The following is a 17,100-nucleotide window of genomic DNA, read 5'->3' as shown; positions in this document are numbered from 1 at the left end:
AAACCAAAAAGGTCTGCCATTAAGGCAGACCAGGGTATGACTACTTTAGCCTGTAATCTCAGATTTAACCGAGTCTGGGCTTTGCATTTTTTAAGATGATTCTTGCCAACGTGAACCGTGGTAACTGGGACAATTTTGAGTTACTGCCAAGGCACGTATACGAACAATACTTCCACTAATGCCACATGTGTGACCGGACATTAACTCATCGCATTGTGCACAGGCCAACAGTCTGGCTTTGTAAACTTCATCGTTTACACAATCCATTTTGGGTCTCATATTGTTAAGAATTCTGGTAATTTGCTCTTCCGATAAAGCGATATCTCTTTCACAGCCTTTACAAGTACTGGGCACAGGTATATCTTCCATCGTCAGCTTACCCTCCCCGATCAACAATATCCTCAGTAAAAACAGTTTATTTCCACGATGCCACGAATGACTTTGCCAGATGCTTTATTTTAGGTGGACTTATTTTCGTTCCGACGGGAGCTGGGCGGCCGCCTCGGATACGACCATCGCCAAGTCCTCATTTCCGAACATAGACAGCACCCCTAATACCGTATCCAGCGGAATATCACCTGCTTCTTCGCGCGATACAGTCAGCTTGCGTATTCGCAGCAGACGCTCGTTGCTATCCTGCTGCGGATACGCCGCACGATATAATTCCTCTGGCTCCAAGTCGTTATTGATGCACCATTGAGCAAACACAAGGATCATCATATCTTCTTCTTGCTTATAATTTTCAATGATGGCTTCTTCTACCTGTTTACCGCGGTTGTCTTCTTCCATTGATACATTTCTCCTTCAACCTAATTCTTGATGTCTGGATCATCATGGTTCGATATTAATCACTCAAACCACTAATCAGTTCTTCCGCTAGCATATGGCTTTCCAACACTTTTCCAGCTTGTATAGCACACTCCTCCGGACGATGAATATGCTCCAGAAAATGATTCACCACCCCGGTGAATCCCCGTCTTTCCAATATTGTCTCCCAGCTTCCAAAAGTTTGCGTTCGTGATAAATGATTTTTTTGCATGAAAACAGCCTGTTCCATATTCGTGACTTCAACAGACCGTCCTGCCCCGTGAAGCTCCAGCTTCTCTATGTCAGCTCCTGCCTGTCTGCTCATACTGTATGTACCGGCAGCATTCCCCAAACGCAAAGTCCCGAACGCAGCGTCCATATACCCTTCACTTGTTGTATCCAGACTACTATGTAGTAGCTCATAATTATCGCCACCCAGCCACAGTAGCAAATCAAGCATATGAATTAAATCATCATAAACCGTCTGTGTCGCCGGTCTACGATCATATCCAGTTCGGTGTTTAATCGCCGCACATTGACTGAAACCGCCCACTTCCTCTAGCCAAGCTTTTGCAGCCACATAGTGCGGAGCAAAACGTCGATTAAAACCTACCGCCAGCAGTACAGCCTGTGCTTCCGCGAAAGCAGTCATTTCCAAATTCTGACGAACATCATAGGACAATGGTTTATCTACGTACACCGCTATCCCTTTTTCAATACACGCCATAACTAGGTCAAAATGAGCTTCGGTGGCCGCATGTATAAATACAGCTTCCGGCTCCCATGCCAGCATTTCCTTCACGTCCGTCGTTCCTCTTGGTAGTCTATACTGCTCCATAGTAGAACTGACCGGCTCCTGTGAACGGTTCATCACTCCTACAATGTCTACGCCTTGGTGTGCAGCCAGTAACGGCAGATACACTTTACGAGCGATTCCACCTAATCCTGCAATAGCTACTCTTGTCTTGATTTGCTTGTCCATATGGTTCCACCTCTAATCACTCATTTCATCTGTTGTCTAGTTTACATGGAAGTCCGCTGACAAGCAAAGAAAAGAGACTGCTCCTGATCCAGATGGATCTGAGGAACAGCCTCTAAGACTTGAGTATCCAGCTCAGCCAGATTACTTCAATATAAGTTAGCTTATGCGTGCAACGCTTCTTTTTTTGTTTTCTCACTTTTTACTTTTTTAACACGCATCCCGATGGCTACAACCAGAACTACAATCAAGGCTTCAAAACCGTATTTAACGACTCCATTTGCGAACCAGTGTGCAATTAATGGCTCGGCCACCACCATTTTAGCAGCGGTATACGCTAATACTGCGGCTCCAATCGTGATCACTACTGGGTAACGTTCTGTCAGTTTCAGAATAATCGTGCTTCCCCACACCATGATCGGAACGGAGATTGCCAGACCGAGAATAACAAGTAGCATATTTCCATGAGCGGCTCCCGCAACAGCAAGCACATTATCGAGTCCCATCATTGTATCCGCAATAATAATGGTGCGAATCGCTGCCCACATCTGATTTGTAGCTGAAATTTCATGTTTTTTCTCTTCGACCAACAACTTATAGGCGATATAGATAAGGGCCAGACCCCCAACCAAACGCAATCCATATATTTGCAGTAAGTATGTGACCAGCACTGTAGCAATCACACGAATGACGACTGCTCCGACCGTTCCCCAGATAATGACCTTCTTTTGATTGGCCTTATCAACATTCCGCGCCGCCAAGCCAATTACGATCGCATTGTCACCAGCTAGCACCAGATCAATGATAATAATGGACAATAATGCGGTTAAAAACTCAATTGACAAAAAATCCATACGTTTCTCCCACCTTCTTTGTTTATTTGTTATACTGTACATAGTTCAGCGCTTTATACTAAAAAAAAAGCGCCATTTCGCGGAATCCGGAAACGGCGCTTGACCCAATTTTGGCATCAAAAAAAGACCATTTACCCGGATTCCTAAAATCCTGGCAAAGGTCTCGCTTACAACATTACGTTGCCAATAAAGCCGGGGATTAAGAATCCCGTAATGACGACTTTACTCGCTGAGCTACTCCCCTTTGGGAACTATTCTGTTAGTGGCAGTATAGCATACATTTTTGGGAATGTGAACCCCATTTTTTTCTGTATAAGCAATAAGCCGAACAGGGATATTGAAAGAGGTATATAAATGAAAAAATGGTTACTCCCCGCGGCTTATGTTTCGCTGCTCTGCATCGCGTTTATCTACAGATATGATTGGCTCGCATGGGCAAACAAGCAAACCTCCTTTCCGGTTCTGCTACTGCTCGCATTTTTATTCGCATTAATTCCGTTTATCCCTTACAAGCTGATTATCGCTTCCATTGCTTATGCAGCAGGCGCCTGGCAAGGTGCTTTGATTTGCTGGCTTGGCACTACTTTGGCTGCGTTGGTCGTTTACAGTGCTGTACGTACCCTGTTCCGTGACAAAGGACGTACATATTTGGAGCGTGTTCCCGCACTGGAGCGCTTCAACCAGGTCATGGAGAAAGAGCCTTTTACTGCTGTGCTACTGGCTCGCTTGATTCCAGTCATTCCTCAGGCAGCTGTAAATGTATATGCCGGAGTAGCAGGGTTTCCGTTTTGGAGCTTTATGCTAGGTACAGCGATCGGCAAACTTCCCGCAATTGCAGTGTATGCTTATGCAGGCGGTACCTTTGCGGAACATCCAATCACGGGTTTGCTTATTTTGCTGCTATATACTGCACTGGTAGGTGGAGGGTTTGTACTTTACAGAAAAAGAGTTAGGCGCGCCAACAAAACATAACACCAATGAGTTTGTATCGCTTCTGTAGAATGTTTCATTGCAGTTTTTGGGACACACTACAGCTACGCAACTGAGTACTTTCTGATGTTCCGTTGGATTTTGCAAAAATCCCGTATATAATTTAATTGTAAGCTATTTAAATAACAACTAATTAAACATTCTCAGATTGGAGTGATAAAATATGAGCACCAACAATCCAAATACGGTAGAAAAGGCAACTTTTGCGGGTGGCTGCTTCTGGTGCATGGTCTCCCCTTTTGAGGAAATGCCCGGTATTTTGAAGGTTAGATCTGGATATACAGGGGGACATACCGAAAATCCTACCTATGAAGAGGTATGCTCTGAAACAACGGGACATGTGGAAGCCGTACAAATTACATTCGACCCTCAAGTGTTCCCATATGAAAAACTGTTGGAGCTATTTTGGCAACAGATTGATCCAACGGATGAAGGTGGACAGTTCCACGATAGAGGTTCATCCTACCAAACGGCTATTTTCTATCATAATGATGAACAACGCATCAAGGCAGAGGCTTCCAAAGAAGCTCTCGCTCAAAGTGGCCGTTTTGACAAGCCCATTGCTACATCTATCCTGCCTGCGGCAACTTTTTATGAAGCAGAAGAGTATCATCAGGACTATCATAAGAAGAACCCCGCTCACTACAAACGCTATCGCAAAGGCTCAGGACGTGAAGATTTTATTGAGCAAAATTGGTCTGCCAAGATTGATAAATCCGATCTTAAAGATCGGCTGACGCCTATTCAATACGAAGTAACACAAAAAAACGCAACCGAGCGCCCATTTCAAAATGAGTTTTGGGATCATGAAGCTGAAGGCATTTACGTGGATATCGTATCAGGAGAGCCTTTGTTTAGTTCACTGGACAAATATGATGCGGGTTGCGGCTGGCCTAGCTTTACCCGTCCGTTGCGCAGTTACAATGTCAAAGAAAAGACCGATCTCAGCCATTTCATGATTCGTACCGAGGTGCGAAGTCGCGAAGCAGATTCCCATTTAGGGCACGTATTCGATGATGGTCCAGGTCCAGAGGGTTTGCGTTATTGCATCAATTCTGCCGCGCTCCGCTTTGTGCCTCAGGAAGACTTGGAGCGTGAAGGATATGGAGCCTATAAGTCATTATTTGAAAAGTAAGTAGCCGTAAAAATAACGAGGCTGACCCGGAATCTATCTGTATTCGATGATCACGGGTCAGCTTTTTTTTGATATGGTAGCGCATCTACTGATTTAGCTCATCACCCACCCAAGCCAAATGGCTAGCGGTACCAGCAATAGCTGAGCTAATAAAGTTCCTGCCAAACGCGAGATGATCATCCATCCGTACACGCTGTTCATTCGGATTAGGGGCAGCTCCCCTCGTAGCGTTTTTTCTGACAACACCGCCAATCTTGGATCAATTAACAAGGTCAACAATACCGTCGCGACACCATTGATTAAGCCTGACGACATTGACATTGCCGTACCTTGAGCGGGCCATAGGAATGACGCATACAAGGCAGATACCACTCCGGTTGTATAAATTGCGGTAACGGCAATATTTAAAATAATTAGACGCTTGGGGATCACTCCACTGATTAGGGAGGTAAACATGGACCAGCTAGGGCGCTTTATGTAGTAGCCTGCATGCTTCCAGCGATTTCGCCTCATTAAATGACGTATTAAAGCCGGGATAGATCCAGTATTCTCCAAATGTACAATCCATCTGGCTGACATGCGTACTACTGTTGGATACAGTAATATAGCAAGCATAGTCCCAACGGTGGCGGCCAGCAGTACCCCGTGCATATACAGTTCCAGTCTCATATCCGTTCCGCCCAATTGTGCTGCCTCTTTAGCCTGATCGACCATCCCTCCAAGTAAAGGTCCCTGTGCCATATTGGAGGTACGTGAAACCAACAGCAGCATTCCGGCCACGGTTAATGCCAATCCAATCCGACGTGCTCGCAAACCACCAAGCCGAAGAGCATAGGACAAGCTATCGGTAGTATGAATGATGATGGTTAGTAAAAAAACGAAACCCCAGGCAAGCAAATGTTTCACTCCTTTTTCTGGTATTCTGCACACCATTATACGCTTTTTCTTAAGATAAATTTTACAATATATTCATTACTTTAATTTTTGTTTGTCTAAGCCGACAACGGGTAATACATAATACATCATCTGCTAAAAAGGAGTGTGCAACCATGCCTTGGAACAAACATGATTACCCGCCATCCATGAAAAATCTAGAACCCCGTGTGCGAGAAAAAGCCGTTGATATCGCTAACGCTCTACTCCGCGAAGGCTATGAAGAAGGGCGTGCGATTGCGATTGCCACTGCACAAGCTGAGGAATGGAACGATAATCATCCAGCCGCACGAGAATCGCCGAGCAATCAATGAAGAGAGAGACGAACAGCCCATGTCAACCTTTAAATACAAAAATGAATCGGTGGACGAAGCTCAAAGATTTGTAGAATAGCAATAGATTTCTGCAAATATTCATGAACAAAACGGACGTATCCATTCTACTTTAAAGCCTTTCTGATGAAGCTAAATACAGCGAAAGGGTGTCACGTAAGAAGATTTCTCTCCTGACGTAACACCCTTTCCTTATTGACGAAGGCTGTGGACGACCGGCACTGTTTTGGCAACTACCTTTTTAGCGGGAATAGCCGCTGGCAGTACCTTTTTCACAGGTCGGTGCAATTGGAACGTGGTCGTCCATGTAATTATTTTTCCGGCAAGCCACACAGCCAGTATTGTAAACATTGTTTCCTTCACAGGCAGATACAACAGCGATAATCCCAGTACGATGATGTCACTGACGATAAACACATTGCCGATTTTCCATCCGCGCCACTCGCTGATTAGCAGAGACAAAATATCATCGCCCCCGGTTGCTCCACCGAATCGCAGTACGATTCCGGCTCCTAAACCTGTGAGCACCCCACAAAGTAGAGCTGCTATTAGCAGATTTCCATGCAGGTCTATAACCAGAGTCGAATATTTCTCAAATCCTGCATAAAACAGTGAAAAGGCGACGGCTCCGATTAATGCTAGCATCATAAATCTTTTGCCCTTCAGTACCCATGCTAGCAATATGACGGGAACATCAAGCATCAGCATACTCCATGCTGGAGATATGCCAAACGCATAATGACCCAGCAAAGCTAAGCCTGCAAATCCGCCCTCTGATAAATGATTCTGGGCATTAATGTGATAGTACGTAAAAGCTAAAATGCATGTTCCGAGCAACATGACAGCAATCTGTCTCAGTGCTCCATTGTTCACGATAGATTCGTAAGTTTTCCTCATACAGGCTCCCTCGGTTTCTCGTAAGTTTGATGTGGATGAACCCACTCTTACGGAAGCAACCTGGTAAGATGTGCCTGGAGGACTTGGTCCTTCGCATGTACAATCCCCTCTTCCGCAGAGTTGGCTTTCGCAACTTGACGTTACTCCGCGGAAAAGCTAAGTATAAGACAGATCAAATCGTTTCCAAATCGTCCTTTGGGGAAGTATCCTTCGGGGACACATGGTATCCTGATCCTTTCTTTTGTGGAATAAAACTCCGACATTTCTGTGGTGCATATAATTCTATAATTTATTATACCACACCTTGTCACCTGCTAAACAGCTTGCTTTTTTTGCTGCACCATATTTTATTTTATGTGCGAGCATGCTTTATTGTATGTGCGAGTTGACGCATTATACCAAAGGTTTGGCGAATACACACTTAATGACCTGAGTGAGTTTTATTTTCACTTGGAGCTATTACCCTTAGTTTGGCTGTTCTGCGCTGATTGGCCATAAATACGCCCCCGAGTATAAGAAGCAGCCCGGTCAGCACGTTCCAGCCGATATGCTCATTCAGAAGTAAAAAGCCCCATACGATGGCGCTCACGGGTACAAAATACGTTACCGAAGAAGCGAATTCCGCACTCCCGCGCAAAATCATATAGTTGAACAAGATATATGCTACCCCTGATCCCAAAACTCCTAGCCCTATGAGGGAACCCAATACTCCTGGAACAGAAACGATCGACAAATCCGGTCTCTCTACAATTGCCATCATAATACCACCCCCTGCTGCCGCACCAAACAGTGTCGCAAAGGTAGCCTGATACATGGAAAGATTGGAGAGAAAACGTTTGGAGAGCTGTGTTCCAAATCCGTAGCAGAGAGTCGCAAGCAGCATACATCCAAAACCTACAGGATCAACAGAAATAATAGAGGCAGGATTAATACCCAATAAAATAATAATTCCTATAAAAGCGAGCCCCATTCCTAACCACTGCAGGCGATGAAATATAGCTCCGAAGAAGACAAGGCCCACCAACATAGTCCATATTGGCGTGGTCGCATTCAATACAGAAGCCATGCTGCTAGCTATTCTGGTCTCACTAAAACCAATCAATGTCCATGGTAAAACCATGTTGACACATGCTACCAGAATAACCGATTTCCACGGAATGCTTTTGATTTTAAACGGCTTGCGCATAAGAAGCATTAATAAGACGATAAAAATAAGACCAAAGCTGGAGCGCAGAAATACAATGGTCCACGGTCCTACTTGATGTAGCAATAACACCTTAATAAACATAAAGGAACCGCCCCAAATAAGGCTCAACAATAATAAAGCTACATATAACGAACGTGACAATATGTAAACCTTCTTTCTCTACTTTCTTAAGTTAAATAGTAAAAATGACCGCTAGCAGAACACTATCCCCTTCTATGTAAGGTTTTTTATCCATCAGCTTAACACAAACTCTGTTTGACTGTCATCGGTCATATACGAAAGAACCTTTAGGCAATGGCACATGGAAGTAGGGCTCCCTGCCCCTTTTCCAATAATTGATGATTGCTTTGGCAATAGAAAAATCTCTATGATGAAGTATATACAGAACGTGTGTTCTATACACTTATTATATATTGTAATTTTACTCCAAGTAAAGGAGATATTTATGACAAACAAAAAGGTACTTGATAACAAGCATAAAGCTCCTTTGCCTTCTGAAGAAGACGCAGGACTGATCAAGATGTGTGTACTTCTAACTCTTGTGCTAGATGTGTTGGAACGAGACATTCGTATTATGAATATCTCTCCTCTAAAAATGCCCGATTTGTATATTCGTAGCCTGACTGAAGTACAACAGCGCATAACTGTTCAATTAGCAGAAACAAAAGCGCGAATGAAAAGACAGGGAGTGAAAATATACAGCGAAATCCGAAATCATGAAGGCGTAGAGGTTTTGTATGTATGCCGCGGTTACCAAAGGCGATTTTTCATGCTTTCATCCTTTGCCCGCAGTGAGGTTCGGCGTAAACTCGGATACTACCTGGGAATTGATCTGACCCAAGACTATGCCCCCTTATAATCTCGCCTTGCCTACTTGCCTAAACAAAGAGAAGATTTTAAAGCCCATTGGTTACATAGCAAATAATTTGGCTCGTATTTTCAAAAAGGAGAAATCTAAAATATGAAAAAAAAGAGCAGAGCCGCATAAAATGCTGGCTCTACTCATAATTACAACAGACTGATCGCCCGTGTTGCTTAGTTGTTGGATTGATCAGCCGTTGGTTCAGGATAGATAACCTCGTCAGGCTGAGTTTTTGGAGCACCACTCTGGTTCTCTGATTCAGAAGGTGTCTCCGGCTCGTTTTCAATAGAAGGTTGCGATGTATCTGTTGATGGCACATCGTTATTCTCATCAAGCGGTTCGACCTCTGCATCTGTGTCAGGAACAGCAGGAGCTGTTTCCTCTGGTGGAACCTCTTCTTGATCTGTTGCAGGCACCTTAACCTCAGGGACATCTTCTTTCTTGACCTCTGGTTTGGACGGAACTACTGGTCTAGCAGAACGTGGAAGCTGTTCTCTTCCGACTTCGGTCGGCACATACTTTTGGTTAAACCAGTCAGTCACGAGGTGACCCGATTGGCGAGAATAACGCCCTGGCAGCTTACCTGTAAGACTAGATACTGTAACTTTCACAACGCCTTCCGGCTGTATAAAATGCTTATTCTTAAAAAGCTCAGGCTGGTCCTTGACCGCCTCATTCATGATCAGTGCCCACACAGACTGTGCTCTGGTGTGACCTTCTTGAGATAATGTATTAACCTGTTGGCGATAACCAGCCCAGACGCCTAGCGTAACGTCAGGTGTGTATCCCATAAACCACACATCACCAAAGTTCTGTGTCGTACCCGTTTTACCCGCGATATCAATGGTACCGTAGCTTTTAAAAGCTTTTTGCAGACGTTTGCCAGTTCCTCTCGGGTCTGATATAACGGTTCTGAGCATATCCGTCATCAAAAATGCGGTTTGCTGCGAATATACACGCTTTGTCTGTGGTTTAAATTCATATACAATCTTACCGTTGGCATCTGTAATTTTACTGATCAAGTGAGGGGCATTATACACGCCCATATTGGGAATTGTCCCATATGCTGCGGTCAGTTCCTCGACGGATACCCCCTTACTAAGTCCACCTAGCACTCCTGTTTGAGCATGTTCATCCTGTGGTTGAATCGTTGTAATTCCAAGAGAACGCACAAAATTCCAAGCATTTGGAATTTTAACTTCATATAAAAACAGCCTCAGTGCAGGGATGTTGATTGACCGATTGAGTGCTTCACGGGCTGTCATAAGCCCTTCATACCTTCTGTTATAATTTTTAGGAATATGATAACCCTTACGTCCGTCTTTCAATATGATTTGTGAATCATCAATAAGACCGGCGGGCTGAGTGTAGCCCTTCTCCAAAGCAGGTAAGTAAGCAGCAATAGGCTTCATGGCAGAACCCGGCTGACGTGTCATTTGAGTTGCATAGTTCATTTGCTCGGTATTAAAATCCCGGCCCTCGATCATACCGAGGATAGCCCCTGTCTTATGATCAATCATGATTGCTGCAATCTGTTCTAGCCCCTTCTTCTTACTGTATGGAGAAAAATTTTGTGGATTGGCTGCAATCTGCCGCATATTGCTATAAATTTTTTTATTTATCGTTGTATAAATTCGATAGCCGGATCGTTGCAACTCTTCTCGCGTATTTTGAAGAAGTTCAGCATGCTCAGGCTTAGAAATCTCGGCTGCTGTGAGATTCGGATTTTGCTGGAGTGCTAACAACTGTGCGGCCTCCCGCTCTGTTTCCAGCATCAAATAAGGGAATGTGTTATAGCTTTTTTCGCGATGTGGAGCAAGAGTCGCTCTCACATCAAATTGAAGCGCCTCGTTATATTCGGACAGCGTGAGTTTGCCTGTTGCCAGCATTCTTCCCAACACAACGCGTTGGCGCTCCATCGCTTTATTGAAACCTTCTTCATCAAAATTCCCTTTACCATCAAAAGCGGAATAAACAGATGGCAGCTGTGGAAGACCTGCCAAATAAGCCGCTTGAGCAATATGAAGCTTATGTAGGTCGCTTACATTGAAAATCCCTAACGAAGCAGACTTGATTCCATACAAATTGTAACCAGCGGAACCATTACCAAAAGGCATTTTATTTAAGTAAGCCGTTAATATTTTGTCTTTGCCCATAAAACGCTCCATACGTAGTGCCAGCAGCATTTCCTTCACCTTTCGGCTGTCCGTTTTATCCAGACTCAGGAAAACTCTTCGGGCTACCTGCTGTGTCAGTGTGCTGCCGCCAGTTTGGCGGTTTTCATTCAAAAGCTTCTGCTTGACAGCACGAGCCGTCCCCTTTAAATCTACACCATGGTGCTCATAAAATTGGCTGTCTTCCGTTGAAATGAGGGCATCCACAATGGACTGAGGAACATCCTTCAGGTCAACGAGCTGTCGGTCCTCCTCCATGCGCATTCTTCCAACCGGAGTTACCTGATCATTAAAAAATACAAAGCTGGTCAGAGCATTCTCATTTACCTTTTCATATATCAATTGACGTGATCGTACAGGTTCATCATGAACCAGTGCCGCCACATAACCGGATATAAGACCTCCGGCAAACAGCACTCCAAGTACACCCGCAAGCGAGAACCACTTGATATTAATCAGCAAAACTCTGCCAAAAATGCGCCACCTACTGCGTTTTTGAGATGATGGTCGACGTTTTGGGTTCATAAAAATGGTTTTCTCCCCTCAATATTCATTCATTTCCACTTGTTTTTGTTCAAGATAATATGATACGCCATGCTAGGTTTCCCGTAAACTGTAATGTTCCAAAAAATACATTTGTATTAGGAACACTTGTTCTGTATATAATACTACTATAAGAGTATACGTTCAAGAATATTTTGGAATATGATCAATTACATATCAGGGGAGGAGACCAACATTGTGAAGGAGCGTGGAAGTAGAACCATATTTCTAGCGGACTGTCAAAGCTTTTACACCAGCGTCGAAAAAGCGGATAATCCCACTTACCAACATAAGCCGCTCGTTGTGGCCGGTGACCCTGCACTTCGTTCAGGCATTATTTTAGCTGCGTGTCCGCTGGCAAAAAAACTTGGTATATCCACTGCAGAACGTCTGGGAGAAGCTGTAAAAAAATGTCCTGACCTTATCATTGTACGCCCGCGCATGCAGCATTATATCGATGTCTCATTAAAAATAACAGAAATTTATAATGAATATACGGATTTGGTTGAGGTTTTCAGCATTGATGAACAATTTCTAGATATGAGCGGAAGTCTCTCCCTGTTCGGAGATCCGATGAGCATTGCAAGTGAAATTCAGCAGAAAGTGCTCGCACAAACAGGAGTATGGATTCGAATTGGTATCGGTCCCAATAAAATGCTGGCTAAAACCGCAACAGATATATGGGCTAAAAAAAATGACAGCGGCATTTTCTTGTTGCCTGCGTCTGACATTGCAACTTTGCTGTGGCCCCAACCAGTACGTCTTATGTTCGGTATCGGTTCGCGTATGGAACGACATTTGGAGAGGCTTGGACTGTATACCATTGGGGACATCGCCCGTACTCCCTTACCCCGGCTTCAGGACAGATTCCGCTCTCATTTCGGCAAACAGTCCAACATACAGGCAGAGGTGATATGGCGAACTGCTAACGGGATCGATCATAGCCCGGTTAAGCCGGAAACATTTGAGACACCTCCTAAATCCATCGGTCATATGATGACTCTTCCCCGAGACTATCTCCAGCCTGCGGAAGTGGAAACCGTTCTGCTCGAGCTCACCGAGGAAGTATGTCAGGACAGCCGGCGCAAAGGGTATATGGGATATGTCGTTACTGTCAGTTGCATGTGCAGCCCGTTTGAGTCGCCCACCGGGTTTTCGCGCCAGATGAAGCTGCCCGATCCGACTAACAACACGAATAAAATTTACAAAGCCGCCAAGGAAATTTTCTATAAATTTTGGGACCGCATGCCGGTAAGGCGACTGGGCGTTAGCCTAAGCAGTCTAATGGATGCGGAAACGTACCAGGTTTCCTTTTTTGAGGATGAGAAACGGGCACGCTCCCTAGAGAAAGCCACCGACAGCATTAAGGAGCGCTACGGCAATACGGCGATCATAAGAGCTTCCTCCCTCACTCATGTCGGCCAGGCCCTGGAAAGATCCAGGAAGATTGGGGGGCATTATAAGTAAGACATTAAATAGATCTACTTTACAACCTGAAAGGATTCTGGATCACACAAATCTATTTAATCATCGACTCATATACCCTAACCATCTGTAGCCGTACTGCATGTACAGTTCTTAATTCTGAATATTCTCAGAGCTTGACCAGGCTAATCAATCCCACTCCGACCATGATTACCATAATGCCAGCCAATAGACGAAGCCATCCCCCCGGGCTCTTCTTTTCCCTGAAAATCAGAATACTCCCAACGCAGGAGATGGCGATACTCGCCTGAGAGATGGGAAAACTGGCAGTGACCCCAATAAGCCCATTCGAAATAAATAGCGCCAAATTCGCTACGCTCCACGACAAACCCGTAGACAAATTGCGCAGCACCTGAACCAAATGGAGCTTCTGCCCTCCCTTACAGTTCATTAAAAGCGCTGAACACAACATGCCAAGTGATTGCGGTAAGATGACTGACAGACCGGAGACATGAAAGATTTGATTAATAATAACATACAAGGTTAAGGCTATACCTGAACAAACCAACATGACAAGAATTTGAAGGGGCAAGGGCTTGGACAAACCACTTGATCTCCCCTGATAGCTCGTCAGCAAGATGCCAGACAAAATAAATATAAGCGCTGCTGATCCAATACCAATTTGGTACCCGGTCGTCCATTCGCCCAAGATTAGTGCTGCAAAAAGCGTCGTTCCCATGAGTTGTAGCCCGCAAATAATAGGAATGGCCGTTGAAACGCTTACTTTCTGGAAAGCTTGAAATTGAAGCAACTGTCCTACGGACCAAAACACACCAGAGACAAAGCTCACAATAAATGGTGTGACTTGAAAGTTAACAGGTGAGTACGAATACAGGCACAGTGCGAACAATACGGCACCGATGACCGTCCCCATCAGTTGCTCGCGAGGACTGGCTTTTGTCAGTTGCGCCAGTATTGGCATGAATCCCCAGCCTATGGCTGGAATAAAGGCAATGAGTGTATCCACATGCAGTTCCCCTCTCGTAAAGTGAGTTCTTCCGTGCAATCCTTTAAAATACCATGCAGGAAAAACCAACAGCTTTACGATATCAAAACAACCCTACCTCAAGCACCAGTATTTTTAGAAGATATATATAGTAAAATCAAAGAATTTTTTCACGATAAGCGCTGGGGGAAATGCCCATCATATTTTTAAATGCCCGCGAAAAGGTCAGTTGATCCGAGTAACCGACAGAATTGGAGATTACTTGAATAGAGTAACTGGTATCCTGTAACAGCTCGCATGCCTTTTTAATCCGAATGTTCATTAAATACTGCTTCGGTGTTTCACCTATTTCCTGCTTAAAAACAGAGGTCAAGTAATTGGGGTGAAGTCCGAGATACTCTGCCACCTCACTAATTTGAATGCCACCGTTGTAGTTTTTCTCCATATAGTTGATAGCTTGAACTGAATAGGGAAGCTCTTCTTTCACAGGCATCGTTTCACCTGATTCATGCACCAACTTGGCAAGAATATGGCACAAATAGCCCTGAATAGCCAAGGATGAAGAAAGTGTATTATTCCCTATACGAAGCATTTCAAGAATAGTCGAATGAAAAAAAGTGATGTCTCCGATACTTACCACATACGGATTATCCTGAACAAGAGAGATATTCTGCAAGTACATTTCGGATTTGATCCCCATAAACCCTACCCAGCTGTACTCCCATGGCTCGTACTCATCAGCTTGATAATAAGCGGCCTTATTGGCAGGGATTAAAAAAGCCTGTCCCTTCTCTATGTTATATGTTTCCTTATCTAATACCAGCTTGCCTCTACCCTTTAATACAAAGTGAATAAGATTGAAATCCCTGGCGATAGGTCCGAAATCCTGGTTGGGAGAACAAGGCTCCGATCCACAATTATACAGAATTAAATCTGTAATATTTTTATGCTTTGAACTGGTACGTGTATCTACAAATTGAATCATATTGTCACCCATCCCTAACCTCCATGCTTCAGAATTTTATAGTTAACCAAGGACGGTGTCCTCGTAACAAATATAGCATAAATTAAGAAGCATATTCTAAGACCTAAAATGAAACCTTGATCTGTAAATGTATGCAATAATCTTTGTTTTTACTATCTTCTACTTTAGAAAAATCATGTACTCCTTCCACAGCTTTTGTTATTCTGTATCTCAAGATAACGCTTACAAGTTCTCATAACAAAATATCATAACAGGCTGTTATGATCGTCAATTTTTGAAAGGGGTTAAAATATGCTTACTTCTGCATCTGCAAAAAATAACGACAAAGTCAGTTTAAAAACACTTATCTCTTACTCACTGAGTAGTTATGGGATGAATGTTATTTACAATTTAACCGCCGTTTATCTCATGTTCTTCTATACTGACAGCTTCGGATTGAATGCGCTTGCAGTCGGAACATTGCTGATGGTGGCACGGGTGATTGACGCGGTCGTTGACATCTTTATTGGCATTGCAGTCGACAACACGAATACGCGTTGGGGGAAATTTAGGCCTTACATGTTCAGCGGGGCTTTCTTGGTAACACTCACCACCTTGGCGCTTTTCCTCAGTCCGGACCTTTCTTCCGCCGGGAAGCTGGTTTATGCCTATGTTACCTATATCGCTTGGAGCATTAGCTATTCCATATTGGACATTCCGTATTGGTCACTGTCCGCCGCCATAACCAAAGATGCTGCAGAACGAACCAAGGTCGTGACTGTCCCTCGTACGGTTGCAAGTGCTGGCTTATGGACGGTCAATGTCGTAGCGTTTCCCCTCGTCCATTTCTTCAACGGATGGGCTGGAGCCGTTGCTGTACTTTGTGGTCTGTTTTTCGTCTGCATGATGTTTACGGTGTTTGGCGTAAAAGAAAAACACGTAGTGCCTCGACATGAAAAACAAACGTTAAAAGGAGTACTCCGCCTTTTCTTCATTGAAAACCGACCTTTGCGGCTGTTGATCATCTCGTTTTTTATTATCGAAATGACTGCCAACATCCGTAATGCGTTTACTCTGTATTATTTCAAATACAACCTAGGTGCCGAAGCATTCATTCCACTGTTTATGGGACTAACCGTGGGCTTTCAAATCGCAGGCAACGTCGCAGTTCCGTTCATTGCCAAGTGGATCGGCAAAAAAGGCACTAGCATAGCTGGGGTGCTAATCACCTCCATATCCATGATAACCCTTTTCTTCTGCGGCAACTCTATTGTACTTGTCTTTATTCTCAGCTGTATCATTTCTTTTGGCGTGGGGCTGAACTATGTTGTCATGTCCACAATGCTAGCAGATTGCGTCGATTATGGAGAGTGGAAAACAGGAAACAGATCAGAGGGGATGGTGTTCTCAGCTAACGTTTTTCGGGCCAAATTGGCGGCCGCAATCGGCAGCGCCGTGGGTGGTTATGCGCTAGCGTTGGCGGGTTACCAGCCCAATATAGTCCAAACAAATACAACTCTTATTTGGCTCACACTACTATTTACGATTATTCCGGGGGTTCTGACATTTCTCTCCGTATTTCCAATGAAAAATTATGAGCTGACGGAAACAATGAACAGAAAAATTGTCCAGGAGGTTCGAGCAAGACGGGAACAAGGTGAACCATCCGTACAGTAACCGGATTCTGATCCTTCAGGTAAGGTTGAGGGTCGAATAAAGCTTTTCTTAAACACATCATTAAAGGAGTCTTCCATATGAACTTATCCAAGTCTAAACAGAAGCTGAACTGCATACCTAGACCAATTTGACCGTTTTATCGAACACAGCTACCGCCCCGTGCGGCGAATTCAATGATCAGGCGTCTGGGGCAGGGAGCACTTTCAACACCGAACAACGGTACGTCCAGATGTACAGGCCATGGAATGGTCTATCAAGATTGGCGGTCATTACAAATAGAATTTCACACTAAGACCACTGCCTATTGCCCGGGGA

The 17,100-nt window shown here is 44.3% G+C and carries 16 protein-coding genes; 6 read left to right on the top strand and 10 right to left on the bottom strand.

What is annotated here, in order from left to right:
- Positions 1-90: 90 nt before the first annotated feature.
- The 4 genes from C0638_RS26060 to C0638_RS17740 form a co-directional block, all read right to left on the bottom strand.
- The gene (locus C0638_RS26060) at positions 91-369 is read right to left on the bottom strand and encodes a hypothetical protein (RefSeq protein ID WP_058711551.1); all 279 of its coding nucleotides are present in this window, start codon (positions 367-369) and stop codon (positions 91-93) included.
- Positions 370-468: 99 nt separating this feature from the next.
- On the bottom strand, positions 469-789 hold the full coding sequence (locus C0638_RS17750) for a hypothetical protein (protein ID WP_058711552.1): 321 nt from the start codon (positions 787-789) through the stop codon (positions 469-471).
- 55 nt (positions 790-844) lie between these two features.
- Complete coding sequence (locus C0638_RS17745) at positions 845-1,789, bottom strand: Gfo/Idh/MocA family protein (protein ID WP_040103426.1); 945 nt, start codon at positions 1,787-1,789, stop codon at positions 845-847.
- A gap of 161 nt (positions 1,790-1,950) precedes the next feature.
- Positions 1,951-2,640 carry a TerC family protein gene (locus C0638_RS17740; protein ID WP_040103425.1) on the bottom strand — a complete coding sequence of 230 codons (690 nt, stop codon included), beginning with the start codon at positions 2,638-2,640 and terminating at the stop codon, positions 1,951-1,953.
- A 354-nt stretch (positions 2,641-2,994) separates the two neighbouring features.
- Here C0638_RS17740 and C0638_RS17735 point away from each other — a divergent pair, with 354 nt between their 5' ends.
- Both C0638_RS17735 and msrA read left to right on the top strand, forming a co-directional pair.
- Positions 2,995-3,612 (top strand): TVP38/TMEM64 family protein, encoded by a 618-nt coding sequence (locus C0638_RS17735; RefSeq protein WP_058711553.1) that lies wholly within the window; start codon positions 2,995-2,997, stop codon positions 3,610-3,612.
- Positions 3,613-3,793: 181 nt separating this feature from the next.
- Entirely contained in the window at positions 3,794-4,765 is a 972-nt protein-coding gene (gene msrA / locus C0638_RS17730) for a peptide-methionine (S)-S-oxide reductase MsrA (RefSeq protein WP_013371823.1), read from the top strand.
- A gap of 93 nt (positions 4,766-4,858) precedes the next feature.
- Here msrA and C0638_RS17725 read toward each other — a convergent pair whose 3' ends face one another.
- Positions 4,859-5,662 (bottom strand): lipid II flippase Amj family protein, encoded by an 804-nt coding sequence (locus C0638_RS17725; protein WP_025674972.1) that lies wholly within the window; start codon positions 5,660-5,662, stop codon positions 4,859-4,861.
- Positions 5,663-5,814: 152 nt separating this feature from the next.
- Between C0638_RS17725 and C0638_RS17720 the strand changes: the two genes are divergently transcribed.
- A complete protein-coding gene (locus C0638_RS17720; RefSeq protein ID WP_013371825.1) occupies positions 5,815-6,012 on the top strand; it encodes a DUF2188 domain-containing protein in 198 nt (65 codons plus the stop codon).
- 210 nt (positions 6,013-6,222) lie between these two features.
- Here the strand turns inward: C0638_RS17720 and C0638_RS17715 are convergent, their stop codons facing one another.
- Both C0638_RS17715 and C0638_RS17710 read right to left on the bottom strand, forming a co-directional pair.
- Positions 6,223-6,927 carry a YitT family protein gene (locus tag C0638_RS17715; RefSeq protein WP_013371826.1) on the bottom strand — a complete coding sequence of 235 codons (705 nt, stop codon included), beginning with the start codon at positions 6,925-6,927 and terminating at the stop codon, positions 6,223-6,225.
- A 421-nt stretch (positions 6,928-7,348) separates the two neighbouring features.
- The gene (locus tag C0638_RS17710; protein WP_013371827.1) at positions 7,349-8,275 is read right to left on the bottom strand and encodes a DMT family transporter; all 927 of its coding nucleotides are present in this window, start codon (positions 8,273-8,275) and stop codon (positions 7,349-7,351) included.
- A gap of 304 nt (positions 8,276-8,579) precedes the next feature.
- Here C0638_RS17710 and C0638_RS17705 point away from each other — a divergent pair, with 304 nt between their 5' ends.
- Positions 8,580-8,993 carry a YhjD family protein gene (locus C0638_RS17705; RefSeq protein ID WP_013371828.1) on the top strand — a complete coding sequence of 138 codons (414 nt, stop codon included), beginning with the start codon at positions 8,580-8,582 and terminating at the stop codon, positions 8,991-8,993.
- Between the two features lie 176 nt (positions 8,994-9,169).
- Here the strand turns inward: C0638_RS17705 and C0638_RS17700 are convergent, their stop codons facing one another.
- On the bottom strand, positions 9,170-11,695 hold the full coding sequence (locus C0638_RS17700) for a transglycosylase domain-containing protein (protein ID WP_058712607.1): 2,526 nt from the start codon (positions 11,693-11,695) through the stop codon (positions 9,170-9,172).
- Between the two features lie 216 nt (positions 11,696-11,911).
- Between C0638_RS17700 and C0638_RS17695 the strand changes: the two genes are divergently transcribed.
- Complete coding sequence (locus C0638_RS17695) at positions 11,912-13,180, top strand: DNA polymerase IV (protein ID WP_040103418.1); 1,269 nt, start codon at positions 11,912-11,914, stop codon at positions 13,178-13,180.
- A 127-nt stretch (positions 13,181-13,307) separates the two neighbouring features.
- On the opposite strand, the gene C0638_RS17690 is transcribed toward C0638_RS17695, so the two are convergent.
- Both C0638_RS17690 and C0638_RS17685 read right to left on the bottom strand, forming a co-directional pair.
- Complete coding sequence (locus tag C0638_RS17690) at positions 13,308-14,165, bottom strand: GRP family sugar transporter (protein WP_058710366.1); 858 nt, start codon at positions 14,163-14,165, stop codon at positions 13,308-13,310.
- A gap of 136 nt (positions 14,166-14,301) precedes the next feature.
- Positions 14,302-15,141, bottom strand: coding sequence for an AraC family transcriptional regulator (locus tag C0638_RS17685; RefSeq protein WP_013371832.1), 840 nt, complete (start codon positions 15,139-15,141; stop codon positions 14,302-14,304).
- Positions 15,142-15,420: 279 nt separating this feature from the next.
- On the opposite strand from C0638_RS17685, the gene C0638_RS17680 reads away from it, so the two are divergent.
- The gene (locus C0638_RS17680; protein WP_058710367.1) at positions 15,421-16,785 is read left to right on the top strand and encodes an MFS transporter; all 1,365 of its coding nucleotides are present in this window, start codon (positions 15,421-15,423) and stop codon (positions 16,783-16,785) included.
- Positions 16,786-17,100 lie beyond the last annotated feature (315 nt).

The sequence above is a fragment of the Paenibacillus sp. lzh-N1 genome (assembly GCF_002872435.1).
Taxonomy (GTDB): domain Bacteria; phylum Bacillota; class Bacilli; order Paenibacillales; family Paenibacillaceae; genus Paenibacillus; species Paenibacillus polymyxa_C.
Note: the sequence above shows the minus strand (reverse complement) of the source record. Positions and strands in the feature narration are given on the sequence as shown.

What these genes read in the sequence shown, in the direction of transcription:
- C0638_RS17705 (WP_013371828.1), top strand. Translation starts at nt 8,580, where the DNA reads ATGACAAACAAAAAGGTACTTGATAACAAGCATAAAGCTCCTTTGCCT.
- C0638_RS17685 (WP_013371832.1), bottom strand. Translation starts at nt 15,141, where the DNA reads ATGGGTGACAATATGATTCAATTTGTAGATACACGTACCAGTTCAAAG.
- C0638_RS17680 (WP_058710367.1), top strand. Translation starts at nt 15,421, where the DNA reads ATGCTTACTTCTGCATCTGCAAAAAATAACGACAAAGTCAGTTTAAAA.
- C0638_RS17735 (WP_058711553.1), top strand. Translation starts at nt 2,995, where the DNA reads ATGAAAAAATGGTTACTCCCCGCGGCTTATGTTTCGCTGCTCTGCATC.
- C0638_RS17740 (WP_040103425.1), bottom strand. Translation starts at nt 2,640, where the DNA reads ATGGATTTTTTGTCAATTGAGTTTTTAACCGCATTATTGTCCATTATT.
- C0638_RS17720 (WP_013371825.1), top strand. Translation starts at nt 5,815, where the DNA reads ATGCCTTGGAACAAACATGATTACCCGCCATCCATGAAAAATCTAGAA.
- C0638_RS17715 (WP_013371826.1), bottom strand. Translation starts at nt 6,927, where the DNA reads ATGAGGAAAACTTACGAATCTATCGTGAACAATGGAGCACTGAGACAG.
- C0638_RS26060 (WP_058711551.1), bottom strand. Translation starts at nt 369, where the DNA reads ATGGAAGATATACCTGTGCCCAGTACTTGTAAAGGCTGTGAAAGAGAT.
- msrA (WP_013371823.1), top strand. Translation starts at nt 3,794, where the DNA reads ATGAGCACCAACAATCCAAATACGGTAGAAAAGGCAACTTTTGCGGGT.
- C0638_RS17750 (WP_058711552.1), bottom strand. Translation starts at nt 789, where the DNA reads ATGGAAGAAGACAACCGCGGTAAACAGGTAGAAGAAGCCATCATTGAA.
- C0638_RS17700 (WP_058712607.1), bottom strand. Translation starts at nt 11,695, where the DNA reads ATGAACCCAAAACGTCGACCATCATCTCAAAAACGCAGTAGGTGGCGC.
- C0638_RS17745 (WP_040103426.1), bottom strand. Translation starts at nt 1,789, where the DNA reads ATGGACAAGCAAATCAAGACAAGAGTAGCTATTGCAGGATTAGGTGGA.